This is a genomic window from Bacillus sp. Root920, from assembly GCF_001429445.1.
Lineage (GTDB): Bacteria > Bacillota > Bacilli > Bacillales > Bacillaceae > Bacillus > Bacillus safensis.
Genome location: NZ_LMJV01000007.1, coordinates 121,913 through 145,292, shown reverse-complemented (window position 1 = coordinate 145,292; position 23,380 = coordinate 121,913). Strand labels below are relative to the sequence as shown.

The window sequence follows — 23,380 nt, the reverse complement described above, 5'->3', positions numbered from 1 at the left end:
TTTTCATTGACAAAAGAACATTCATTGAAGTAGCCTTGAAACGTACATACATATTTTATTGATTGGGGGAACAAACGCATGAGTCTTGAAGCAACTGAGAAAGCGTTTTATCAATTACTAGGGAAAATCGCCCATTATACAGAGGCGCTCCATTTACTTTATTGGGACTCTAGAACACAAGCACCTAAAAAAAGTGCGGATTTTAGAGCTGAAACGATCGGTCAATTATCAAGTGATATTTTTAATATGAAGACTTCTGATGAAATGAGAGATCTTCTTCTCGCATTAAACAAACATCGAGATGAGCTGTCAAAAGATACACAGAAGGCGCTCGAATTATCACAAAAAGAGTATGATGAAAACAGTAAAATTCCGAAAGAAGAATTTAAAGAATACTCGATTTTGCAATCAAAAGCGGAGCATGTATGGGTAGAAGCAAGGGAGAAATCAGACTTTTCACTCTTTGCACCATACTTAAAACAGCTTATTGACTTTAACAAGCGTTTCATCCAATATTGGGGCGTGAAAAAAACGCCTTATGATGTGCTGCTCAATAACTATGAGCCAGATATGACGGTTGAACAGCTTGATCAAAAATTTGGTGCACTTCGTGACGCTATTGTTCCTCTAGTGAAAAAAATCGAAGCCTCACCTAATAAGCCGGATACTTCATTTTTATCGAAAAGCTTCCCAATCGATAAACAAAAGGAATTGAGTCTCTTTTTCTTAAAAGAATTAGGATATGACTTTGACGCAGGCCGCCTTGATACAACAGTCCATCCTTTTGCTGTAACGTTAAGCAGAGGTGACGTACGTGTGACGACCCGTTATGATGAGCATGATTTTCGAATGGCGATCTTTGGCACGATTCATGAATGTGGTCATGCGATTTATGAGCAAAACATTGATGAAGCACTGAGCGGAACACTTTTATGTGATGGGACTTCGATGGGTATCCATGAATCACAGTCTCTTTTCTTTGAGAACTTTATCGGCAGACACGAAGATTTCTGGAAAACGTATTATCAAAAGCTGCAAGAAGCTTCTCCTGAGCAATTTAAAGATGTTTCTTTAGAAGACTTTGTGCATGCAGTGAATGAATCGAAGCCGACTTACATTCGAATTGAAGCCGATGAACTGACATATCCGCTTCACATTATCATCCGCTATGAAATTGAGAAAGCGATTTTCAATGAAGAAGTAGCAGTTGAAGATTTGCCTGCACTTTGGAATGAAAAATATCAAGCGTATCTTGGTATTACGCCTCCTAATGATGCACTCGGTATCTTGCAGGATGTTCACTGGTCTGATGGAAGCTTTGGCTATTTCCCTTCATATGCCCTTGGTTATATGTATGCAGCGCAATTAAAGCAGCAAATGATCAAAGATTTACCAAATTTTGATGAGCTCATTCAAACTGGGTCTTTTGCACCGATAAAAGAATGGCTGACGGAACATGTTCACCAGCATGGTAAACGGAAAAAGCCATCTGAAATCATTCAAGATGCAACAGGCGAAGAATTAAATGTTCAATATTTAATCGACTACTTAACGGATAAATATACGAAACTGTATTTATCATAAAAGAAGGGCACCCTTTCATGAGAGGGGTGCTTTTTTGATGCTTGAATATTCTAAAAACGAACATTTTGTTCTGATCTATTATTTAAGTTCGGTATTTTTCAAGAAAAGTGCTTTCCAAGCGTCTGAAATCTTGTTATAATTTGAACACTATAACACTCATATAATCGCGTGATGATGGCACGCAAGTTTCTACCGGACACCGATACGGTCCGACTATGAGTGAGCAAAATGAAACAGCTCTTGTTTGAGCTGAAGATCCGTTGATCGTTTTCGCATTGCTTGCTCCTCATGGACAGCAATGCTTTTTTTATGCCAAAAATTGAATGTTTGCCAATATGCTAGGGGGAAGAATGATGGAATTGTTACGTCAAAAAATTGAGAACGAAGGAATCGTTCTGTCAAATCAAGTGTTAAAGGTAGATGCTTTTTTAAATCATCAAATCGATCCTGTGTTAATGCATGAGATCGGGCAAGAGTTTGCTAGATTATTTAAACATGATGGCATTACAAAAATCATCACAATTGAATCTTCTGGCATCGCACCTGCTGTGATGGCTGGGCTTGCTCTTCAAGTACCTGTTGTGTTTGCAAGAAAACGTCAATCACTCACATTAACGGATAACCTATTAACAGCCAGTGTGTACTCTTTTACAAAAAAAGTAGAAAGCACGATTGCTGTCTCAAATACGCATCTTAGTGAAAATGATTGTGTGTTAATCATCGACGACTTTTTAGCGAATGGTGAAGCTGCGAAAGGACTTGCTGCGATTGCAAAGCAGGCGAAGGCGAAAGTAGCCGGTTTTGGTATTGTCATTGAAAAATCATTCCAACCTGGAAGAAATGCGCTTGTGCAAATGGGCTACCGCGTTGAGTCGCTCGCACGTATTGAATCACTTGAGGAAGGGAAAGTCACGTTTGTACGGGAGGTACAATCATGAGTGCCGCTAAAAAAGTTAAAACGCTCTCACTGGGTATTCAGCATGTGCTGGCGATGTATGCCGGTGCTGTTCTTGTACCGCTCATTGTTGGAGATGCCCTCGGGCTCACGCCTGCACAGCTGACTTACTTAATCTCGGCGGATATTTTCATGTGCGGGGCTGCCACATTGCTTCAAGTATGGAAAAACCGCTTCTTTGGGATCGGTCTGCCTGTTGTATTAGGCTGTACATTTACTGCGGTTTCGCCTATGATTGCGATTGGCTCTAAGTATGGAATTTCGTCTATCTATGGAAGTATTATCGCTTCTGGATGTATTATCATTCTTCTTTCATTTTTCTTTGGGAAGCTTGTGAAATTTTTCCCGCCTGTTGTAACAGGCTCTGTCGTCACCATTATTGGTATCACCCTCATTCCTGTAGCAATGAACAATATGGCAGGAGGAGAAGGAAGTGCAGACTATGGTTCTTTTGAAAATCTAGGACTCGCTTTCCTTGTACTGTTTATCATTGTACTGCTCTATCGATTCACGAAAGGATTTATGAAGGCGATCGCCATTTTAATCGGTATTCTTCTTGGGACAGCAGTTGCTGCGTTTATGGGGAAAGTGGAAACAGCTGAGGTGGCAAACGCTCAGGTTTTCCGTATGATTGAGCCATTTTATTTTGGGATGCCGACCTTTGAATTTGCACCAATCATGACCATGACGTTAGTTGCGATTGTGTCATTAGTTGAATCAACAGGCGTTTATTTCGCATTAGGTGATTTAACAAACCGGTCATTAAAAGAGAAGGATTTGGCTAAAGGCTATCGGGCAGAGGGGATTGCTGTGTTATTAGGCGGAATCTTTAATGCTTTTCCGTATACAGCCTACTCGCAAAATGTTGGATTGATCCAGTTAACAGGCGTTAAGAAAAACCAAGTCATTGTCGTCACAGGGGCATTGCTCATGTTATTTGGTCTTTTTCCTAAAATCGCTGCCTTTACGACGATTATTCCAAAATCAGTTCTTGGCGGTGCAATGGTTGCCATGTTTGGCATGGTCATTGCATACGGTATTAAAATGCTCTCGCGCGTGGACTTTGCAAAGCAGGAGAACTTACTGATCGTCGCTTGCTCCGTGGGAATCGGCTTAGGAGTTACTGTCGTACCGCAAATGTTTGAGCATCTGCCAGATTCGATTAAATTATTAACAAGTAACGGCATTGTGGCCGGAAGCTTTACCGCTATTTTGCTTCATATTATTTATCACATGATTCCTTTTAAAAAAGAAGCCGGGCATGACCTGGCAGAAGAGCCTAAGCAATCTGTTATGTAAACCCCTCTCTTGGAGAAGGGTTCAGATGATGGACAAAGAGCTAAAATGACCTTTTATTTTAGCTCTTTGTCTTCTTTTTAGCTTGATAAAAAACCTTTGAAGTCCTAGGATCCTAGAAAGGAGCGTGTGAGGGTTTGTCTACAAGCTGAAAGCCCGCATCTCTTGGATACGGGCTTTTTGTGATTAGCACTATTCATGTTGTACCGGCGGCATTGTTTCGTTAATGACTGCAAATGTATAGCCCCTTGCTTTTAGCTGTGTAATCAGGCTGTCTAAATAGTTTGTGGTAGAGGGTTGATCATGCATTAATATAACTTTTGGTTCCCATGGTTTATTTTTCTCAAACATTTGCAATTGATTCAATACCTCTGGAACATATTGTGAGTTTTTATATCTCCAGTCAAGGCTATCAATCGTCCAGTCCCAGTAAATAAAGCCATTTTGGTTTAAACGTACTTTTTGATGATATGTTAAATTTGGAACACTGCCAAAGGGGGTTCTTACAAGACGGCTGTAGACGCCTGTAACAGAGGCAAGAATACGCTGAGCTTCTCTCATTTCATTTGCGGGAGACTCGCTGTTCTGATAAAAGAGGTTTATATCATGCGTCATGCCATGAAGACCTAATTGATGTCCTTCTTGATAAAGTCTTTTCACAGTTGATTGGTGTGCTTGGATTTGCGGTCCAAGCATGAAGAACGTCGCCTTCACGTGATGTGCTTTTAATACATTTAACAGCTGATTTGATGTAGCAGAAGGACCATCATCAAATGTTAAAAAGACCGTTTTATTCGTTGCCTGTTGGTTTGGATTGGTCTTAAAATGTGTATCCAATGTTCTTGTAGACTGATCTTTTGCTTTCAGACTGATGCTTGTGTCACGGAAGTCACTGCTGGCAACATTTTTTGCTTGCCCATTTGTCGCCTGCAAATGGGGTTTAGACATATCCCAGATAAAAAAGAGAAACAGTGTAAGAAGCACTAAACCAATTACCTTTGAGAGAAGTATCGTGTTGTAGGGTGTCTTTTTTTGGGAAACCTTTTTCATTACAATCACTCCAGTCAATGAAATTTAGAGCCGAACCATGTTGTAGATCCTTTCTTTTTTCACTGTTTTTCTTGGTACTCATATTGATTAAGTATATAGTGGAAAAAATCCTTTTTATATGGTTGTTACTTTGTGTTGATCAGCAAAAAAAGGTGATCCATTCATGTTTAAATAAAATCATTCCGAATAATGATCGAAACGTTAATATTTATACGCTAAGATAGCAGCAGATTTGACCATTAATTCGAAGCGAAAGGAAGATTCCTTATGAAAGTGTTGTATAATGACGATTTCATTGAAAAAAGGGTGCTCATGTGGAAAGTGGAGACAGAGGCGATTAATCTCAAAAATCATAGAGAAAAGTTCTTACCACTACAAAATAAAGAAGAAACAAAAGAAATCAAAGTCAGTACAACTGAATCAGAGCTAACTTTTTATAGATCAAGAGATAAACCTGTCAAGCCTTACATTCGTCCGAGAATAGCAGCAGATTATTCTAAAAAGAATGAATGCGTGTATGGACGCAAATTGTGCCCATATCGGCAAATTCTCTCTTACCGTACAACGGACTAGAGAAGGATTTAAACAATATGTGTCCGGTTCAGAGGTTTGTAAAACTTGTTCTTTTCTAGATAACTGTACACAAAGTCAAAATCATACATGGAAAACACTATGTCCAGCGTAAACCCTTTATAATTATAGTGAAAACCCCACTTTTATTTAAAGTAAAGGGGAGGGTTCTACGGTCTGAACACTTCTCTTTTAGAAGTGTTTTTTTGCATAAAAAAGCAGGTTCGCTTGGCTTAGAACGAACCTGTGAAGGAGGAAAACTACATCATGTTTTCACCTATATTATCCAATATTTATCAATTGTCGTCAAGACAAAAAGTTAGCCGGAGGAAAATATTTTGACTGAATTGTGACGTTTTGGTATGTATATCCTTTTTTCGATAGGGGATATTAATCGAAAAAAGAGGTGAAGCCGATGGCGTACATTCTTTCTGTTGGAACGAGTCTGCCAAAACATCATGTGGATCAGAAAAAGGCGGCTGATTTTGCTAGATCCCAATTTAAACGATCGTTTAAAGATATCGACCGGCTGCTCAGAGCTTTTCAAAACGGAGAAATCGAGAGCAGACAGTTTGTGCAGCCAATTGAATGGTATCAGACGCACCACTCTTTTGAGGAGAAAAACAATCTCTATTTGGAAAAAGCATTGGCTCATGCAAAAGAAGCGGTCATACACTGTCTCCATGAGAAGGCGTTCCTGAAAAAACCGATTCCGTTTGATGAGATCGATGCATTGTTTTTTATTTCAAGCACCGGACTTTCGACACCAAGTCTTGATGCAAAACTGATGAATGTTCTTCCTTTTTCGCCTTATACGAAACGAGTACCGATCTGGGGATTAGGGTGCGGGGGCGGAGCGGCAGGGTTGTCCCGGGCTTACGAATACATAAGGGCATTTCCAGAAGCAAAGGTTCTGGTTGTCGCCTGTGAACTGTGCAGTTTAACTTTCCAGCCGCAAGATCAATCAAAAAGCAATTTAATCGGGACATCTTTGTTCGGAGACGGGACAGCCGCGGTACTCTTAACTGGAGAAAAAGGTGTATCAGAATATACCCATCTCAAAACAGTCCCTAAAGTGATTGGTACACAATCCGTCACAATGAAAGAGTCTGAGGATGTGATGGGCTGGGAATTTACAAGTGACGGCTTTCGGGTTATTTTCTCCCGTGACATTCCTTCCATTATTTCCGGCTGGTTAAAAGAGCAGGTTGATCAATTTTTAGAGCAGCAAGGGTATTCGGCAGAAGATCTATCAGTTTTTCTTGCTCATCCTGGAGGAAAAAAAGTGATTGACGCCTATATTGAAAGTCTATCCTTACAAGAGGATCAACTTTTTTCATCAAAAGAGGTGCTTAAACAACACGGAAATATGTCCTCTGCCACAGTTTTGTATGTGATCAAACATTATCTTGAACATCAATCTGCTGAAGCGGGAGATATGGGTCTTTGCGGAGCGCTTGGTCCGGGCTTTTCCTCAGAGCTGCTGCTCATGAAATGGGAGGAGGTCTTATCATGATCATTTGGCTCGTCATTGGTTTCTTCGTTTGTCAGCGGCTTATTGAAATGCTTGTGGCTAAAAGAAATGAAAAGAAAGTAAAAGCGATCGGTGCCATTGAATTTGGTGCTAGTCATTATCCTTATATGGTCGCTATGCATGCGGGCTTTTTTCTCTCACTTATGGTTGAGGTATGGGGGTTAAATAGGCCGCCGTCGCGCTATTTTCTTGTGCTTCTCGTTTTCCTGCTGGCCACACAGGTGATTCGATACTGGGCATTATGTTCTCTTGGGACGTATTGGAATACAAAGATTTTAGTTGTACCAAATGCGATGATGGTGAAAAAAGGACCTTATCGCTGGTTAAAGCATCCTAACTATGTAGTGGTGGCGATTGAACTTATGCTGATCCCGCTTTTGTTTAATGCTTATTTTACCGCCATTTTGTTCACATGTTTAAATGCATGGATGATGGCTGTGAGAATTCAAACAGAAGAGAAAGCGCTCAATCAGTATTTGTTAAATTAATATTGAAAATCATTATCAATTGTGATACACTTTCATTAATGATAAGCATTCTCAATCACGAAGGATGGACGGTGATCACATGACAATGGTTTTCTTACTCGGTACGGTCTGTGTATACAGCCTATTAATTGGCTTCGTATTAAAAGGTGTTTCTAAAAAATCTGCTTCCTGATCGCAGTCAATTGTGACTGATCGGGCAGCAGATTTTTTTTATTTCCTCAGATCAGAAGAAAAATCTCTTCATTTTGTGTAAAATGGTATCACATACATAACTGACTTTTCTAAAAACAAAGGGGTTTATCGTCATGAAAGACTTGTCTATTCGAGATTCGCTCGTTCAAACTACAGGTGCTTTATATCAAAGTCTTCTCAAAAGGGATGATCATGAACGCGCAGCCAAACTAGCATCGATTATCAAAAAGGAAGCAGAAGAAGAAGTGTATATCGCATTTACCGGTCACTATTCTGCTGGGAAGTCGTCACTTGTGAATCATCTGCTTCATGATCACATCCTGCCAACGAGCCCAATCCCAACAAGTGCAAACTTGGTCGTCGTGAGAAAAGGGGAGAGTGAAGTAAAGCTTCACACTTCAGATGGTCGTTTTGCAAAAATGAGCGGTTCTTATGACAAAGAAGCAGTTCAGCGTTTTTGTAAGGATGGAGAACAGATTGAAATGGTGGAAATTAGCGGGGACTATCGAGGACTGGAAGAAAAGGTGGCAGTGATTGATACGCCCGGAATTGATTCAACGGATCATGCTCACTTTTTATCTGCTGCGTCTATTCTTCACCAAGCAGATGCTCTTTTTTATGTCCTTCATTACAACCATGTTCATTCGGAGGAAAACATTCGTTTCATTCGCTCCATTAAAGAGAAAGTGCCAAATCTTTATTTCATCGTCAATCAAGTCGATCGACATGATGAACATGAGACAGCGTTTGAAGACTACAAAAATCAAGTAGTTGATATGCTTCAAAAAGAAGGCATTGAAGAAGAACATCTATACTTTACATCTGTGACTGATGAGTCGCATCCAAGAAACGAAATGATTCGTTTGATTGAGAAACTGCAAGAATTACAAACATTGCCGAAAGCATCGCTTCGCGCCTATACCGAGCAGAAAATAGAGCATGTTTTAAAAGAACATATTGACTCATTAAAAGAAGAGCTGCAGGAAGAGGATCTTGATTTACAGCTTCAAGAAAAAAGAAAAGAAGTGAAGGAACTTGAAGCGAGAAGCAGCTTCATTGAAAATGGAGCAAAACAGTTAGCAGATGAAGTGTCTTCTGAAGTCGAGAACATTTTAAAAAATGCAAATCTAACCCCATTTAAAATGAGAGAGCTAGCAAGTGATTATATTGAATCGAAAGCACCTGGCTTTAAGGTAGGTCTGCTGTTCGCTAAAAATAAAACCGAGCAGGAAAAAGAAAAGCGGGCGAATGAGTTCTTAGCAGATGTCAAAGCAAGAATGAAAGCAGAAGTAGACTGGCATATTGCTGAGCTGCTCAAAAAAGAAGTCAAGAAGCATCAGCTTGGTGAAGAATTATTAAATCAAGTGATGGCGTTTGAAACGCCTGTAGAAGAATCACTGCTTGAAAACGTGATCCATCACGGTGCGACATTTTCAAATGAATATGTTTTGCAATATGCAAAAGATGCTGGTGAAGCACTGAAAAGACAGACGAAACAGAAAGCAATACCATTGATTGAACAAATGACCGAGATGCTGAAAACCCAGCTCCTGAATGAAAAGGGAAAGCAGCAAGATAAATGGGCCCAGGCAGCACAGGAGCTCCAAGCGCTGGAGCAATGCATGGGAAAAAATGATCAAATCAGAAAAGATATTGAGCATGTCTGGGATATATGGCAAAACGGAACAAATGAGCAGATCGAAGAAGATTGGTTTTATGTGAAAAAACATCGGATGCAGCATGACGAGCTAAATCAGAATCAAACATCAACTCATACGGAAGAAAGCGAAAAAGAAAATCAGCAGCAGATAAAGCTTGATCAAATGCGACAATCACAGCATATCCCGACAGCGCAGTCGATTGACCAGTTTGAGCAGCTTTCTCAAATTTTAATGCCATTAAACGCGCTTGGGTCTCAAAGAAAGTCCTTTGAAAAACGAACAAAGCGGCTGCAAGCGAAGGAATTTACACTCGCCTTATTCGGTGCTTTTAGTTCGGGGAAATCTTCGTTTGCCAACGCCCTTGTTGGGAGAAAGGTGCTGCCATCATCTCCTACACCAACGACGGCCACGATCAATAAGCTGACGCGGCCGACAGAAGACCATCCGCATGAAAGTGTGAAAGTAGTGTTCAAAACCGAGCAGGAAATATTAGAGGAGCTCGATCAAATTCTCGGTTATTCTATAACAGAAGAAAAGGGAGATACGTTTCAAGCGAAACTCGAGCGAACACTGAAAAAAAGAGAGCTTGAACAGGATCACCGCATCATTGTTGACCATTTTTTAAACGCTCATGAAAAGTTCCGTGATTCCATTCAAAAACAAACACCGCTCAATGTCACCCTGCAAGAATTAAAGCCATATGTGGCAGAAGAGGCTGTTTCTTGTGTGGTGAAGGAAGTGACGGTCTATTTAAGCACACCTTTAACAGATAAAGGACTGACGATTGTTGATACACCAGGCGCCAGCAGTATGAATAAACGTCACACAGAGATTGCCTTTCAATATATGAAGGATGCTGATGCCCTTCTTTATTTAACTTACTACCAGCATTCTTTCTCAAAAGCAGACCGGTCATTTTTACGTAAACTCGGGCTTGTAAAAGATTCATTTAGCATGGATAAAATGTTTTTTATTATCAATGCAGCTGACCTCGCAAAGGATCAAACAGAGCTTGAAACCGTCTTTGACTATGTGAAAAACGAGCTCACAAAAGAAGGCATCCGGCATCCAAACCTTCATCACGTATCCAGTAAGGAAGAGATCGAAGGAAAGGGACAGTCGCCTTATAACCAGTATGCACAGCTTAGAACACAGCTCGACTATTTTATTGAGGAAGAATTAACGAAAGATGCGATTGAGCTTCTGTATTTTGAAGCTAGTACATTATGTAGAACAGTTGAGAAGCTGCATGAGACGCTGCATCAGTCGGAAGATGAAAAGCAAGCAGAAAAGAAAAAGATAAACACATCCTATGAAGCGATCGTTGATCAAATGAGTCATATTAAACGATCTAAGCTAGTGACAGAAAGTGTGAAAAAGGATTTGCACGAACAGCTTTACCACATTGTTCAGCGCTTGTCACTTTATGCAAATGATCTGTTAAAGACAGCCTTTTATCCTGGAATATCTCAAGGGGACTTCAGACAGGAGTTGAAAAAAGCGCTGGAACAGGCGTTAAAGGATTATGAATTTGAATTTGTACAGGAGATAAAAGCGCTTGATATTCGAATGGAATCGTTTATCACTCAATACTTCAAAGAGGAGTGGGAGAAAGGATTACAGGCTGCGTGTGCAGAAGATCCTTACTTTTCTCTCCGGCTGTCGCCGCCAGATGAGAAAAATGCAGAGCTGAAACAAATTGAAGTGGAAGCGGACCTGATGCCGTTTGAGCCGCTCTTAAAGAAGCAAAAATCAGCGAAAGCTTTCTTTGAACAGAACGGGAAGGCAGCGTTTATTGAAGCGATTCGAGATGTTCTTTTCCAGTTAACGACGAAATGGGCAGATAAAGAAAAAGAAGAACTACAGAGCAGATACGATATGATGGTGAAGACCTTTACTGAAAGATATGAAACAGAAGCGCTCAAGCAGCTGAGTGAACAAAAACAAACATTTATCATGAGCTTGACGACAGATGCGAAAGAGCAGGCGATGATAGAACAAGTATACAAACAAACAAATGAATGGAAGAACCAGTTGAAAACCATTTGATTCATGATAGACTATATAAAAAAGAAAGCAGTTGATAAAAAATGACGAGCGTACACGAAGAGATTTCCGCACATTCACAAAAACAGAATGCTCATATCAAGTCGTTTCTTGCGCTTGAGCAGAAAAGAGAGCAGGCAATAGAGACTGCTGTTTTCAAGTGTGAGCAAAACGAACCATTTACAACTGACGAGATCAATGCGATTACCTCGAAGATGAATGAGCTTGCACGAGGCGGAATTGTTCCTCTGCGTAAGCATGTCACAATTGATATGGTCAGGGAGTATGTCGAACGAAAACAGAAGTAAAGAGTAACTTTCTCTTTTTTTGGTCATCTTAACAAGTGAACCGAGAAAGGGGAATGATGATGGAAAAAAAGCAGCATGCAAAAAAGCAGGATGAGCGTAACCCTAAACAAAAAGAGATGCCGTCCTACGCAGAAGCAGAATCGAAAAAAATGCAATACGGTCAAAAGTAATCCCCAGGTGCCACTTCTTTTCCAAAAGAAGAAGGCGCCTTTTTTATGTCGAATTCTATGTTCTATGATAGAATAGGAGTATTGTTTTGAAAAAGGGAGTTTATAAGAATGAATAAACACGTATTGCTTGTTGATGGCATGGCGCTTCTATTCAGATCGTTTTATGCAACGGCTGTCCATCGAAATTTTATGATAAATGATCACGGTGTCCCGACGAATGGAGTAAATGGCTATTTGAAGCATTTATTAACCGCTGTTCAGACATTTGAGCCAACCCATATTGTTTGCTGCTGGGATATGGGAAGCCAAACATACCGAAATGAATTGTTTCAAGATTATAAAGCAAATCGAGGAGAGGCACCTGTCGAGCTCATTCCGCAATTTGATTTAGCAAAAGAAGCGACAGAAGAACTAGGAATTGTAAACGTTGGTATAAAGGGCTTTGAGGCAGATGATTGTATCGGCACGCTGGCGGCAGTCTATCAGAATGAAGCACGTGTGACTGTCCTAACTGGGGACAGAGATTTGCTGCAGATATTGAATGAACAAGTGACGGTTGCTTTAATGCAAAAAGGAATCGGGAACTATAAACATTATACAAAAGCCTTATTTGAAGAGGAAATGGGTATCTCTCCAAAGGCGCTGATCGATATGAAAGCACTTATGGGGGATTCAAGTGACAATTACCCAGGCGTCAAAGGAATCGGAGAAAAAACAGCATTAAAATTTATTCAAACATATCAAACCATTGACGGATTATTAGAAAATGTTCATGAACTAACGGCTGCGCAGCAAAAGAAAATGCAAGCAGGATTAGAAGATTTGAAGCTTTCCCGTCTATTGGCAGAGATCAAATGTGATGTCCCGCTGAGCTGTCCAATTGATGAGACGAAGGTGAACATCAATCAAGAACGGGCTGCTGCCATGCTGCGATACCATCAAATCAAAGGAATTGAACCGATGGTAAATCGGTTAAGTAAAATAGAGATCAGCTAAGCTAAGCTGATCTCTAAATTCATCTTTTTGTGTTGCTTTTCTTCGCTCTATTTTCGAGCTGAGATAGTGGCTGCTTATCTTTTGTTTGCGCATCACCTTGAGGGGTTGTCCCATTTGTGACACGACCTTTATTTTCTTTATCCAATCAGTATCACCTCATACATTAGCATAACCGAAAAAAAGCGATTCATCCTTTAGAAAGGTGAATCGCTTTTCTAGCGAGCTGATCAGCTACTTGATTTTCCTTGCTTGGAATCCACTTAATGAAAAATAAATCAAACTGGCTTTGAAGCTCGATCATCTCTTTTATAAAATGCTGAAAGGCTGGATTTTTAGCAAATCCTGCATTGGCCGCACGGTCAACTACCTGTGAATCTGTTCGAAACGAAACGGATCGCAGTCCTTTTTCTACGCAGATTTTCATCCCTTCAATGAGAGCGGAAAATTCTGCTTCGTGATTGCTCATTGATCCAAGAGGAATCGAGAAAGATTCTGCCTTTCCATCATATTTAATGAAAATACCGATGCCAGAAGGACCCGGATTACCTGCGCTAGCACCATCAATGTATATTTCAGCTGGCAATTTATTTCACCCTTTCATCAAGCGGAACCATTTTTTTCGCTGCATACGCGTATGGTGTCGCAATCGCGGCGACGATAAATTTAATCACATAAGTCGTGATGAAGATTTCGATCCATACATGAAATGGATAGGTCCCAAGAAAGGCAATCGTTGTGAAGATCAGTGTATCAAGCAGCTGGCTGATCATCGTACTTCCAGCGTTGCGCACCCAGAGCGCACCATCAGAAGGAAATATCCGGCGAATAAACGAATATACATAAACATCTAACATTTGACTGATGATATAAGCAGCAAGACTGCCAAGAGCGACCCTTGGCATAAAGCCAAATATGGTTTCCAGCGATGTTTGAGAAATGTCAGATGGAGCGGGATGGAAAAGTAAAGCCTCCTGCATGACAACGGTTAGTGTTAAAAGGGTGGCAAAACCAATCCAGACAGCTTTTCTCGCTTCATTTTGTCCATATTTTTCATTCAATACGTCCGTTGCAAAGAATACACTGCCGTATAAAATGTTTCCAAGTGTTGCTGTTAAGCCAAACAATTCAACGGTTTTGACCACTTGTAAATTTGCAGCAACCGTCGCAAAGCCAATCCAGACGAAAAGGCCCATCTTGCCAAATCCTTTATAAAATAGAAGAACAATGATAAAATTAATGATCGCAAATAAGATCCAAATACCTTCATTAAACAAGTGACATGAACTTCCTTTCTCATTGTAAAATGTAACTTTTTGATTATAGCATAACGTATGTTTACCTTAAAAGCACGGGAAGGCGATGTGATCAATGAAATTAAGAGCACACTATACAATGAAAGTGAAATCGATTGGGTCCATTGCTTTTTTCCAAGAAGATTGGATGGAGCTAGAAGAGGCCTTGATTTTAGCCAAACATATCGATAAAAAAGAACCACAGTCCCTCCTATCATTTGAAGATGAAAAAGGGGCGATGTGGTCTATTAAAGAACTTGAAAAGCTAAATGAAGAACTAAAGCTTGAACCTGATCAGCTTCAGGTCTATTTTGATGCAAGTTTTCACAAAGAAACAGGCGACTCTGGTCTTGGGGTTGTCGTCTACTATAAGCTCGGAGAAGATGCTTATCGTTTGAGAAAAAATCAGCCCTTCAAAGGAATCACCAATAATGAAGCAGAGTATGCGGCTTTATTTGAGGCAGTCAAAGCTTTAAAAGACCTTGGAGCAAGCAGAAATTCTGTCACGATTAGAGGCGATTCACTTGTTGTCATGAATCAATTAAAAGGAGAATGGCCTTGTTATGATGATATACATAACAAATGGCTCGACCGGATTGAAGAGGCTTTAAAAGAGCTGAGGCTAACGCCAACCTATGAAGTCATCGATCGTAAACAAAATGCAGAAGCGGATCAGCTTGCAAGGCAGATGCTTGCAGACGTTCCAATTGAAAGTAAATTGAAATTAGAAGCAGACGGAGCTGAATAATGTGGATAAAAAAACAGCAGTACAAGAATTGACGGATCTCCAAGACACGTATTGTTCAGATTGTTTGATTAAGAAGCACTTTCGAAAAGAATATGGAAAAAAATACGCCCACTCCTTTTGTATTCAGCAATGCACAGTAGGAGAGAAAATAAAAGAATACGGACAGACGCTGCTTAAAAAGTAAGCGGCTGCCGCCCCGGTTTTCCCTGCTCAAACATCCGCTCATGAAAAAAAACGGATAGAATGTGTAAAAAAAGAACATATTCTGAAAAATGAGCCGATATAACTATAGAAAGTTTTGGTTGAGTTACTTTTTGACTAAGTGACGGATAATAGAGGAAAAGGGGAAGGCCGGCATGGATAATAAGGATTTCGAAACGGTATTACATCGAACATTTCAAGAGGTATACAGCGATCTAGAGCAGCTAGTAGATGTAGCAAAGAAGGGAAGACCTTTTCTCGAAAAAGATATTTCTGAAATTGAACAACGACTGAAACAAAATATTTTAGCCATTGAAATTCAGCTGAAAATCAAATAAGAGAGGCATAAGCCTCTCTTTATTTTGTCGTTTCATCATTGATTTAGTTGATTAAAGTTTTGTTACGTTTGCAGCTTGAGGTCCACGATTACCTTCAACGATTTCAAAAGAAACTTCTTGTCCTTCTTCTAAAGACTTGTAGCCGTCACCTTCGATAGCTGTGAAGTGAACGAATACATCGTCTCCGCCTTCAACTTCAATGAAGCCGAAACCTTTTTCATTATTGAACCATTTTACTTTACCGTTTTGCATATTGCTTTTTCCTCCTAGTACTGTAGCACACCTTTTGGCATACTAAAAAAAATTTTCATCACCTAACGACTTTGCAGTTGTTAAATGATGGTTCCACTATACACCATCAAAAGTAAAGCGTCAAGCAGGCGAGCCAAATTTTGAGCAGAATGTTTGATTTTTTTGTTTTTTGGTGAATAACAGTGAAATATAAAACGTTCTTTTCGGAACCTCACGTGCAGCTTGTCCGTATATAAAAAAAATACAGAAAGAGGTGCAATCATGAATCGTTATACACTTGAAGAATTTGTTCAGAATACGCAGCAAGAAGATAAAGGAGAAGGTGTCTTCGAACTTGAAACATCAAGACTTTTAGAAATTAATTTGACTGACACGATTTGGGCAAAAACGGGTTCCATGGTTTCCTATCGAGGGAAAATCAAATTTGAACGTGAAGGTGTTTTTGAGCACGGCGTCTCAAAAATGTTCAAAAAAATGCTCTCAGGAGAAGGCACCTCACTAATGAAGGCGACAGGTGATGGGAAATTATATGTGGCAGATCAAGGTAAAAAAATCTCGATTCTTCGTTTGGCTCAAGGAGAATCCATTTTTGTGAATGGAAACGATCTGCTCGCGTTTGAACCATCTGTCCGCTGGGATATCAAATTGATGAAAAAAGTGTCTGGCATGCTTGCAGGTGGATTATTTAATGTCAAATTAGAAGGGCCGGGCTTAGTAGCAATCACAAGTCATTATGAGCCGCTGACACTCATTGTTCAGCCGGGTGACTCTGTTTATACAGATCCGAATGCGACTGTTGCGTGGTCAGGGGATTTAAAAACTGAATTTGTGACAGATGTTTCCTTTAAAACTTTTATTGGCAGGGGAAGCGGAGAGTCCATTCAAATGAAGTTTACCGGAAGCGGCTTTGTTGTCGTTCAGCCGTTTGAAGAAGTATACACAACAAATGGAAATCAAGGGTGAAGAAAAAGGTGTCCGTCAATGACGGACACCTTTTTATGATAATGCGCGAGCATAAGTTTTGTTATTCATGATGAGATCTGACTGCTCGACGATATCTTCCAAAATGGTTTGGGAAGATTGTTTTAAGTGCAGTTTTTTCATGTTTTGTTTCATTGTTTCTAATTTTTCTTCATCCTGCAGTAAGCTGGTCACAGATTCTAAAATGTCTTCATGTCTGTTAATGACAATGGCAGCGCCATAATCCTCAAAGAAAAGAGCATTTTCCTTTTCTTGTCCAGGGACAGGCTTGTAAAGAATGACCGGGACACCGATTGCAGTTGCTTCTGTTAAAGTAATGCCGCCTGGTTTTGTAATCATACAATCTGTTACTCTGAACAATTCATCAATTTGTTCCACATATCCAAGCGCCTTCAATTGATCTGGGTGTGCTTGTTCAAGAACGCTAAGCGATTGTTTCAGCGCGGCGTTCTTTCCGCATACAACAACAATTTGTACTTCACTGTCGAGAAGCAGCGCCTCACATAATTCCTTCACATTTTTTAGTACACCGTGAGCACCGGCCATGATGAGAAGAACTTTTTTATCTGATGATAATCCATATTTCTTATAGATCATCGATTTTGGCACGTCTGCTTCAAACTGTGGTCTAATAGGAATACCTGTCACCTTGACATCGCTTGGATGTGTGCCGATTTCCACTAATTTTTGTTTCACATAATCGGTTGCAACATAGTATCGGTCGATGTTTTCATGTACCCAAATCTTATGGAGACAAAAATCTGTCATGACATTAAAAGTCGGAATCACTTTACCTGTTTTGTTTCGGTATTCTGGTACCACAATCATTGGGAATGTAATAATGATGATGTCCGGATTGTGTAACTGAATTAATTCATCGAGACGCTTATTTCCCATTTTTAAATAAATGTTAAATTTGCGTTTATTGTAAATTTTATCTACACCGTAATAAAACAAGCGATAAAATTGTTTCCCAATGGAAAAGCTCTTCAAGTATAAATATTGAGTCACTTCTGACACAATGGGATTCGATTCTTGATACAAATTAGAAACTACAACATGTTCAAACCCTTGGGATTTGCATTCATCATACAGTGTTTTTGCTACCTGCATATGTCCATTTCCATAATTTGCGGTCAAGATTAATATTTTTTTATTGGTATTCAAGAATATTCACCTCAAATGTAATCAACAACAACAAAACTTCGTACGAAAACTATTAATCTCATAGGTCTACATATACATAAAGATAACATATAAACAGTTAGAGCATATCATTCGTTACGAAAGAATTAAACTAATTTTAAAAAACAAACAGATTCAATTGATAATGGAAGACAGAGCCATTTGTATTTTAACACATTTTGACGATTTATCATCAGACCACAGTCTATTTTATTCCCAAACGTATGGTGTTTCTTGATAAACATAATAATTAAGCCAATTCATAAACAATAAGGTTGCATGGGCTTTCCAGCGATTTACTGGAATTAATGTGTCACCATCTTCTATAAAATAGTGGACAGGTTTTTGGACTGTATCATGTTTCAACAAATCTCTTTCATATTCCTGCATCAATGTATCTGTATCATATTCAGGATGTCCAGTTAAAAATACTTGTTTATCATCATCTGAAACAATTAAACAAACACCCGCTTCTTCAGACATACTCAAGACTTTCAAATTCGGCGTGTTTTTTAATTGTTCTGTATTAATATCTGTATGCCTAGAATGTGGGACATAGTATACTTCATCAAAACCTCTGACTAATCTTTCTTTTTTCTCTTTCACAATATGCTCAAATACGCCAAATTTTTTCTCGGGAAGCTTGATTTTTTCAATCCCGTAATGGTGATATAAACCTGCCTGTGCACCCCAGCAAATATGAAGGGTAGACGTCACATTGGTTTTACTCCAGTCCAAAATGTCCTGCAGTTCTTTCCAATAAGAAACTTCTTCAAAAGGTAAGTGCTCGATTGGTGCGCCAGTGATGATCATTCCATCAAATTTTTTATGGCGAATCGATTCAAAGGTCGTATAAAATTCATCTAGATGCTCTCTCGACGTATTCTTCGGTGTATGTGTACTTGGAATCAAAAACGTAAAGTACACTTGTAAAGGAGAATTTCCGAGCATTCTCAGCAGCTGCGTTTCAGTTTGTATTTTTTTTGGCATTAAATTTAAGATCACGATATTCAAAGGACGGATATCTTGCTTGAATGCCCTTGTCTCATCCATGACGAAAATATTTTCGCTCTCTAGTATTTGTTTTGCCGGCAGATGAACTGGTATGTTAATAGGCAACTCGCCACCCCCTGAACCAAAGCTAATTTCACTTCATTATAGGAACTTTCTGGCGATATTTCAATGTTTCAATTATGTTACAATGAAAAATAGAGCAAAAAAGAATGCTGTTTCTGTAAAAAAAGGAGGCCGTTTTGTTATGATCACAAAGCATTTATCAGATATTGACATTGCCCAAAAGGCTAAGCTGAGACCGATTCAAGACATCGCAGCAAAGCTGCAAATACATGACGAAGAATTAGAATGCTATGGTTTCACAAAAGCGAAAATTTCTTTGACTATTTTTGACCGTTTAAAGAAACAAAAAGAAGGACACGTGATTCTTGTCACTTCGATTAACCCTACGCCAGCAGGTGAGGGGAAATCCACCGTAACTGTCGGCCTTGGTCAAGCCTTCGAAAAAATTGGCAAAAAAGCGATCATTGCGATGCGTGAGCCATCATTAGGTCCTACAATGGGGATTAAAGGCGGAGCAGCGGGCGGAGGATATTCACAGGTGCTGCCAATGGAAGAAATCAATCTTCATTTCACAGGAGATTTTCATGCCATTACATCTGCACATAACACCCTATCTGCATTTATTGATAACCATATCCATCACGGAAATGAACTCGGCATCGACACGCGCCGTATTGTGTGGAAGCGGGTGCTTGATTTAAACGATCGTGCATTAAGACAGGTCGTTGTCGGACTTGGCGGTCAGTTAAATGGGTATCCTAGAGAAGACGGATTTGATATTACAGTGGCTTCTGAAATGATGGCGATCCTCTGTTTAGCAGAAGACTTAAACGACTTAAAAAAACGTCTTTCTTCTATTGTTGTTGCCTATAATCAAGAAGGAGAGCCAGTCACTGTGGGAGCACTTGGATATGAAGGTGTTCTGACGTTACTTTTAAAAGATGCACTCAAACCGAACCTTGTTCAAACGATTGAAGGAACCCCAGCCCTTGTCCATGGCGGTCCTTTTGCTAATATTGCACATGGATGCAATAGTTTAATTGCAACCAAAATGGCAGCAAAATTAGCTGATTATGTCGTAACAGAAGCTGGATTCGGAGCAGATCTTGGAGCAGAAAAGTTCCTGCACATTAAAACAAGAGCTGGTGATTTCAAACCTGGTGCAGTTGTCATTGTGGCGACAGTGAGAGCATTAAAGATGCATGGCGGAATGAAGAAAACCGAACTCAAAGAAGAGAATGCACACGCCGTATTAGAAGGTATACATAATTTAGAAAAGCATATTGAAACCGTGCAAGCTTTTGGTCTTCCATATATTGTGGCGGTAAACCGGTTTATAACGGATACAAAAGAAGAGATTCAAGCGATAGAAGATTGGTGCGGCAAACATGGCCATCCAGTCAAAGCCGTGAATGTATGGGAAGAAGGAGGAGAAGGCGGGACAGCTCTTGCCGAGGAACTAGCAGCACTCATTGAAAAGAAAAAGAACAACTTTACCTATTTGTATGAAGAGAACGATTCCATCGAAGAAAAGTTATCTAAAGTGGCCAAAGTGGTTTACGGGGCAGATGGGGTCACGCTCACAACTAAAGCAAGAAAGCAGCTGGCTGCCATTGAGGAAAACGGCTGGGCTCATTTGCCGGTTTGTATGGCAAAAACACAATATTCTCTTTCGGATGATCCAGCTTTAATCGGCAGACCTAAAGGCTTTACCATTACGATTCGAGAGTTAAAACCATCTGTAGGAGCAGGGTTTATTGTAGCCTTAACCGGAAGCATTTTGACAATGCCTGGCTTACCTAAAAAACCTGCGGCTCTCGAAATGGATTTATTAGAAGACGGCAGTGTGACAGGACTCTTTTAAACGGGAGCATAAAAAGCGATTTTCTAAAAGAAGCATGTTACGATAGGAAAAAGTGAATCCTAGGAGGCTATGAGATGTCAATTTATGATATTCAGGTCAAGACCATTAATGGTCAGGAACAATCGATGGCAGATTATAAAGGAAAAGTGCTCATTATTGTAAATACAGCAAGCAAATGTGGGCTGACTCCTCAATTTAAACAATTACAAGAGCTATATGATCAATATCATGAAAAGGGCCTTGAAATTTTAGGATTTCCGTGTAACCAATTTATGAACCAAGAGCCAGAAGGAGAAGAAGCCATTCAAGAATTCTGTTCTTTGAATTATGGAGTGACCTTCCCTATGTTTGCGAAAGTAGATGTCAATGGCGAAGAGGCGCACCCGCTGTTCAAGCATTTAACAAGTGAAGCGAAAGGTGTGCTTGGGACAAAAACAGTGAAATGGAATTTCACAAAATTTATCGTGGACCAAGACGGAGAAGTTATTGAACGATTCTCGCCGAAAACACCACCAAAAGAATTAGAAAGCTCAATCATTGCTCTGCTTAACAAATAAGATGCTGACAGTCATGCAGCGAAAACAATTGGAGGCAGCTGCCTCCTTTGTTTCAGACAGGCTGAAGAATGAACCGACTGGACACGATGCGGCTCATGTTACTCGTGTGCGTCAGCTTGCCGTTCGTATTGCAAATCAGGAAGGCGGCTCTCTTTTTATCATCGAAATGGCGGCGATTGTACATGATGTCATTGATGAAAAGCTGTCAAGTGAATGGAAGGTCACTGAAAAGCAGCTTGAGAACCAGCTCCTTTTGTGGGAATTGGACCCGCGGGATATCCGCTATATCATGGACATCATTACAACGATGTCTTTTCGTCATCGGCATAAGCAGTTTAGGCCAATGACGTTAGAAGGGGCCATAGTTCAAGATGCGGATAGGCTGGATGCGATAGGAGCAAGCGGTATCGCTAGAGTGTTTACGTATGCTGGCGCAACAGGTGAGCCTCATTATACAGAGGACATGCAGCAGGGCTCTGTGCTAAAGCATATGGAAGAAAAACTGCTCAAATTAAAAGACTTGATGAACACTCATGCAGGAAAGCAGCTTGCTGATGAGCGGCATGAATTGATGAGTTTATTTATCAAGAAGTGGAAAGAAGAATGCGGCCTTACAGATGAGTAGGGTCTTTATGTATGTAAGGAGGATATATCAATGAAAATAACAGCAATAGAACCAACGCCAAGTCCGAATACCATGAAGGTTATTTTGACAGAAGCACTTGCCGGTGGTAAAAGCAACAACTACAAAAAGGATCAAAAAGACGAAGCGCCAGAAATGATCAAGCGTATTTTAAGCATTGAAGGTGTAAAAGGGGTTTATCATGTTGCAGATTTCTTAGCGGTTGAGCGAAATGCAAAGTTTGACTGGCAGGGAATTTTACAACAGGTCAGAGAAGCCTTTGGACAAGAAACAGAAGGTCTTCAGGAAGGATCGCAGTCAGGCGATGACACATTTGGTGAAGTGAAAGTGTTTGTCCAAATGTTTAATGGGATTCCAATGCAGGTCAAACTGTCAGACGGTGAAAGAGAAGAGCGGTTTGGCATGCCTGAACGTTTTCAAGCAGCCATTTTAAAGCTTAGAAGCAGCTCAGACAATGTCGTGTTTGAACGTGTGTGGAAAGAACACGGCGTTCGTTTTGGAGAATTTGCTGATATCGGTCAGGAAGTCACAGAAGAGCTGCAAGCAGCCTATGATGATGAGCGTTTAGCCCGCTTAACAGAGGCGGTTAAAGAAGGGCAGGAAGCTGTAGATAGACAGGTGAACCGAAAGGCATATGATGTAACAGAAGACATGCTGCAAGAGGAAGATTGGAAAAAACGTTTTGCCCATTTAGAGCAAATGCAGCCAGAGCTAAAGGATATACCTGTTTTAATGAAAGCAATGGAGGATCCCAAAACGTCTATTCGCAGACAAGCCGTTGTGAATGCTGGCATGATTGAAGATCCTGCCATTCTGCCTATTTTATATAAAGGGCTCGAAGACAAAACAGTGACGGTCCGCAGAACGGCTGGCGACTGTATTTCTGACCTAGGTGACCCTAGTGCTATCGATGCCATGATCGCAGCATTAAAGGACCCGAGTAAGCTTGTCCGCTGGCGTGCAGCTATGTTCCTTTATGAAGAAGGGGACGAAACGGCACTTGAAGCATTAAAAGAAGCAGAGCAAGACCCTGAGTTTGAAGTCAGTCTTCAAGTGAAAATGGCGATTGAGCGCATTGAGCATGGAGAAGAAGCAAAAGGCTCTGTGTGGAAGCAAATGACAGAAAGTAGAAAGAATGCATCAGAATGATGAGAAAGATGAACAAGCTGCCAATGAAAAGCAGCTTGTTTTTCTAAAAACGATAGACAGAAAAATTTTTTTAGAAAAATTATTTTGAATATTGTTGAAATATGCGAAAAAACTCTATATAGTAGTACCAATATAGAATATTGGAGGTCAGATTTTATGACACGAACCTTGCTGAGCGCTTGCTTCAGCAGCCATGTTAGTCATCAGTCATTCATAGGTGGCTAAATAAACAGAAAATTTGTA

General features: G+C 40.1%; 24 protein-coding genes, 1 pseudogene and 1 riboswitch. Of the genes and pseudogenes, 18 read left to right on the top strand and 7 right to left on the bottom strand.

Annotated features, from left to right (window positions below; all coding sequences use genetic code 11):
• The first annotated feature begins 78 nt into the window (after positions 1-78).
• The 3 genes from ASE42_RS11975 to pbuX all read left to right on the top strand — a co-directional run bounded on the left by ASE42_RS11975 (position 79) and on the right by pbuX (position 3,838).
• Positions 79-1,584, top strand: a complete 1,506-nt coding sequence (locus ASE42_RS11975; protein WP_025093083.1) for a carboxypeptidase M32 — start codon at positions 79-81, stop codon at positions 1,582-1,584.
• A 136-nt stretch (positions 1,585-1,720) separates the two neighbouring features.
• A riboswitch (purine riboswitch) is annotated at positions 1,721-1,820 on the top strand.
• A 117-nt stretch (positions 1,821-1,937) separates the two neighbouring features.
• On the top strand, positions 1,938-2,522 hold the full coding sequence (gene xpt, locus ASE42_RS11970) for a xanthine phosphoribosyltransferase (protein ID WP_024422759.1): 585 nt from the start codon (positions 1,938-1,940) through the stop codon (positions 2,520-2,522).
• Entirely contained in the window at positions 2,519-3,838 is a 1,320-nt protein-coding gene (pbuX, locus tag ASE42_RS11965; protein WP_034623494.1) for a xanthine permease PbuX, read from the top strand. The genes xpt and pbuX overlap by 4 nt, the downstream gene beginning before the upstream one ends.
• A gap of 189 nt (positions 3,839-4,027) precedes the next feature.
• On the opposite strand, the gene ASE42_RS11960 is transcribed toward pbuX, so the two are convergent.
• Positions 4,028-4,885, bottom strand: a complete 858-nt coding sequence (locus ASE42_RS11960) for a polysaccharide deacetylase family protein (RefSeq protein ID WP_025093086.1) — start codon at positions 4,883-4,885, stop codon at positions 4,028-4,030.
• 267 nt (positions 4,886-5,152) lie between these two features.
• On the opposite strand from ASE42_RS11960, the pseudogene ASE42_RS11955 reads away from it, so the two are divergent.
• The 7 genes and pseudogenes from ASE42_RS11955 to ASE42_RS11930 form a co-directional block, all read left to right on the top strand.
• Positions 5,153-5,546: pseudogene (locus ASE42_RS11955) on the top strand (hypothetical protein); the annotation flags it as partial.
• Positions 5,547-5,870: 324 nt separating this feature from the next.
• The gene (locus ASE42_RS11950; protein WP_034623497.1) at positions 5,871-6,971 is read left to right on the top strand and encodes a type III polyketide synthase; all 1,101 of its coding nucleotides are present in this window, start codon (positions 5,871-5,873) and stop codon (positions 6,969-6,971) included.
• Positions 6,968-7,477, top strand: coding sequence for an isoprenylcysteine carboxyl methyltransferase family protein (locus ASE42_RS11945; protein WP_034623498.1), 510 nt, complete (start codon positions 6,968-6,970; stop codon positions 7,475-7,477). Before ASE42_RS11950 ends, ASE42_RS11945 begins: the two co-directional genes overlap by 4 nt.
• 64 nt (positions 7,478-7,541) lie before the next feature.
• Positions 7,542-7,649 carry a Fur-regulated basic protein FbpC gene (gene fbpC / locus ASE42_RS19370; protein ID WP_306299200.1) on the top strand — a complete coding sequence of 36 codons (108 nt, stop codon included), beginning with the start codon at positions 7,542-7,544 and terminating at the stop codon, positions 7,647-7,649.
• Positions 7,650-7,782: 133 nt separating this feature from the next.
• A complete protein-coding gene (locus tag ASE42_RS11940) occupies positions 7,783-11,379 on the top strand; it encodes a dynamin family protein (RefSeq protein ID WP_056767098.1) in 3,597 nt (1,198 codons plus the stop codon).
• A gap of 41 nt (positions 11,380-11,420) precedes the next feature.
• Positions 11,421-11,684, top strand: a complete 264-nt coding sequence (locus tag ASE42_RS11935; RefSeq protein ID WP_041109561.1) for a YpbS family protein — start codon at positions 11,421-11,423, stop codon at positions 11,682-11,684.
• 278 nt (positions 11,685-11,962) lie between these two features.
• Positions 11,963-12,850 carry a 5'-3' exonuclease gene (locus tag ASE42_RS11930; protein ID WP_024428128.1) on the top strand — a complete coding sequence of 296 codons (888 nt, stop codon included), beginning with the start codon at positions 11,963-11,965 and terminating at the stop codon, positions 12,848-12,850.
• 19 nt (positions 12,851-12,869) lie between these two features.
• On the opposite strand, the gene ASE42_RS11925 is transcribed toward ASE42_RS11930, so the two are convergent.
• The 3 genes from ASE42_RS11925 to ASE42_RS11915 are packed head-to-tail and all read right to left on the bottom strand — an operon-like array spanning position 12,870 to position 14,124.
• Positions 12,870-12,995 (bottom strand): hypothetical protein, encoded by a 126-nt coding sequence (locus ASE42_RS11925; RefSeq protein ID WP_003215584.1) that lies wholly within the window; start codon positions 12,993-12,995, stop codon positions 12,870-12,872.
• A 42-nt stretch (positions 12,996-13,037) separates the two neighbouring features.
• Positions 13,038-13,433: a reverse transcriptase-like protein gene (locus tag ASE42_RS11920; RefSeq protein ID WP_041109559.1), complete on the bottom strand. Its 396-nt coding sequence runs from the start codon at positions 13,431-13,433 to the stop codon at positions 13,038-13,040.
• A 1-nt stretch (position 13,434) separates the two neighbouring features.
• A complete protein-coding gene (locus tag ASE42_RS11915) occupies positions 13,435-14,124 on the bottom strand; it encodes a queuosine precursor transporter (protein ID WP_024422750.1) in 690 nt (229 codons plus the stop codon).
• Positions 14,125-14,218: 94 nt separating this feature from the next.
• Between ASE42_RS11915 and ASE42_RS11910 the strand changes: the two genes are divergently transcribed.
• The 3 genes from ASE42_RS11910 (at position 14,219) to ASE42_RS11900 (ending at position 15,429) form a co-directional block, all read left to right on the top strand.
• Positions 14,219-14,890: a ribonuclease H family protein gene (locus tag ASE42_RS11910; RefSeq protein WP_041109557.1), complete on the top strand. Its 672-nt coding sequence runs from the start codon at positions 14,219-14,221 to the stop codon at positions 14,888-14,890.
• A gap of 1 nt (position 14,891) precedes the next feature.
• The gene (locus ASE42_RS11905) at positions 14,892-15,074 is read left to right on the top strand and encodes a zinc-finger domain-containing protein (RefSeq protein WP_024422748.1); all 183 of its coding nucleotides are present in this window, start codon (positions 14,892-14,894) and stop codon (positions 15,072-15,074) included.
• Between the two features lie 172 nt (positions 15,075-15,246).
• Positions 15,247-15,429, top strand: a complete 183-nt coding sequence (locus tag ASE42_RS11900) for a hypothetical protein (protein WP_008346368.1) — start codon at positions 15,247-15,249, stop codon at positions 15,427-15,429.
• A gap of 51 nt (positions 15,430-15,480) precedes the next feature.
• On the opposite strand, the gene cspD is transcribed toward ASE42_RS11900, so the two are convergent.
• Complete coding sequence (gene cspD, locus ASE42_RS11895; RefSeq protein WP_024422747.1) at positions 15,481-15,681, bottom strand: cold-shock protein CspD; 201 nt, start codon at positions 15,679-15,681, stop codon at positions 15,481-15,483.
• Between the two features lie 261 nt (positions 15,682-15,942).
• Here cspD and ASE42_RS11885 point away from each other — a divergent pair, with 261 nt between their 5' ends.
• Positions 15,943-16,644 carry an AIM24 family protein gene (locus ASE42_RS11885; protein WP_024422745.1) on the top strand — a complete coding sequence of 234 codons (702 nt, stop codon included), beginning with the start codon at positions 15,943-15,945 and terminating at the stop codon, positions 16,642-16,644.
• A gap of 33 nt (positions 16,645-16,677) precedes the next feature.
• Here the strand turns inward: ASE42_RS11885 and ASE42_RS11880 are convergent, their stop codons facing one another.
• Positions 16,678-17,829, bottom strand: a complete 1,152-nt coding sequence (locus ASE42_RS11880; RefSeq protein WP_041109555.1) for a diglucosyl diacylglycerol synthase — start codon at positions 17,827-17,829, stop codon at positions 16,678-16,680.
• Positions 17,830-18,057: 228 nt separating this feature from the next.
• Positions 18,058-18,966 carry a homoserine O-acetyltransferase MetA gene (gene metA, locus ASE42_RS11875; protein WP_024428133.1) on the bottom strand — a complete coding sequence of 303 codons (909 nt, stop codon included), beginning with the start codon at positions 18,964-18,966 and terminating at the stop codon, positions 18,058-18,060.
• 139 nt (positions 18,967-19,105) lie between these two features.
• Here metA and ASE42_RS11870 point away from each other — a divergent pair, with 139 nt between their 5' ends.
• The 4 genes from ASE42_RS11870 to ASE42_RS11855 all read left to right on the top strand — a co-directional run bounded on the left by ASE42_RS11870 (position 19,106) and on the right by ASE42_RS11855 (position 23,137).
• Positions 19,106-20,788 (top strand): formate--tetrahydrofolate ligase, encoded by a 1,683-nt coding sequence (locus ASE42_RS11870; protein WP_056767096.1) that lies wholly within the window; start codon positions 19,106-19,108, stop codon positions 20,786-20,788.
• A gap of 74 nt (positions 20,789-20,862) precedes the next feature.
• The gene (locus ASE42_RS11865; protein ID WP_041109551.1) at positions 20,863-21,345 is read left to right on the top strand and encodes a glutathione peroxidase; all 483 of its coding nucleotides are present in this window, start codon (positions 20,863-20,865) and stop codon (positions 21,343-21,345) included.
• A gap of 13 nt (positions 21,346-21,358) precedes the next feature.
• Positions 21,359-21,970 (top strand): HD domain-containing protein, encoded by a 612-nt coding sequence (locus ASE42_RS11860; protein WP_235566770.1) that lies wholly within the window; start codon positions 21,359-21,361, stop codon positions 21,968-21,970.
• 30 nt (positions 21,971-22,000) lie between these two features.
• Entirely contained in the window at positions 22,001-23,137 is a 1,137-nt protein-coding gene (locus tag ASE42_RS11855; protein WP_041109549.1) for a conserved virulence factor C family protein, read from the top strand.
• The last annotated feature ends 243 nt before the right edge of the window (positions 23,138-23,380 follow it).

Excerpts from the sequence above, each read along its gene's own strand:
- ASE42_RS11870 (WP_056767096.1), top strand. The coding sequence starts at position 19,106 with ATGATCACAAAGCATTTATCAGATATTGACATTGCCCAAAAGGCTAAG.
- ASE42_RS11935 (WP_041109561.1), top strand. The coding sequence starts at position 11,421 with ATGACGAGCGTACACGAAGAGATTTCCGCACATTCACAAAAACAGAAT.
- ASE42_RS11855 (WP_041109549.1), top strand. The coding sequence starts at position 22,001 with ATGAAAATAACAGCAATAGAACCAACGCCAAGTCCGAATACCATGAAG.
- xpt (WP_024422759.1), top strand. The coding sequence starts at position 1,938 with ATGGAATTGTTACGTCAAAAAATTGAGAACGAAGGAATCGTTCTGTCA.
- ASE42_RS11950 (WP_034623497.1), top strand. The coding sequence starts at position 5,871 with ATGGCGTACATTCTTTCTGTTGGAACGAGTCTGCCAAAACATCATGTG.
- ASE42_RS11900 (WP_008346368.1), top strand. The coding sequence starts at position 15,247 with ATGGATAATAAGGATTTCGAAACGGTATTACATCGAACATTTCAAGAG.
- ASE42_RS11865 (WP_041109551.1), top strand. The coding sequence starts at position 20,863 with ATGTCAATTTATGATATTCAGGTCAAGACCATTAATGGTCAGGAACAA.
- ASE42_RS11930 (WP_024428128.1), top strand. The coding sequence starts at position 11,963 with ATGAATAAACACGTATTGCTTGTTGATGGCATGGCGCTTCTATTCAGA.
- ASE42_RS11910 (WP_041109557.1), top strand. The coding sequence starts at position 14,219 with ATGAAATTAAGAGCACACTATACAATGAAAGTGAAATCGATTGGGTCC.
- ASE42_RS11960 (WP_025093086.1), bottom strand. The coding sequence starts at position 4,885 with ATGAAAAAGGTTTCCCAAAAAAAGACACCCTACAACACGATACTTCTC.
- ASE42_RS11940 (WP_056767098.1), top strand. The coding sequence starts at position 7,783 with ATGAAAGACTTGTCTATTCGAGATTCGCTCGTTCAAACTACAGGTGCT.
- ASE42_RS11885 (WP_024422745.1), top strand. The coding sequence starts at position 15,943 with ATGAATCGTTATACACTTGAAGAATTTGTTCAGAATACGCAGCAAGAA.
- ASE42_RS11945 (WP_034623498.1), top strand. The coding sequence starts at position 6,968 with ATGATCATTTGGCTCGTCATTGGTTTCTTCGTTTGTCAGCGGCTTATT.
- fbpC (WP_306299200.1), top strand. The coding sequence starts at position 7,542 with ATGGACGGTGATCACATGACAATGGTTTTCTTACTCGGTACGGTCTGT.
- cspD (WP_024422747.1), bottom strand. The coding sequence starts at position 15,681 with ATGCAAAACGGTAAAGTAAAATGGTTCAATAATGAAAAAGGTTTCGGC.
- pbuX (WP_034623494.1), top strand. The coding sequence starts at position 2,519 with ATGAGTGCCGCTAAAAAAGTTAAAACGCTCTCACTGGGTATTCAGCAT.
- ASE42_RS11975 (WP_025093083.1), top strand. The coding sequence starts at position 79 with ATGAGTCTTGAAGCAACTGAGAAAGCGTTTTATCAATTACTAGGGAAA.
- ASE42_RS11860 (WP_235566770.1), top strand. The coding sequence starts at position 21,359 with ATGCAGCGAAAACAATTGGAGGCAGCTGCCTCCTTTGTTTCAGACAGG.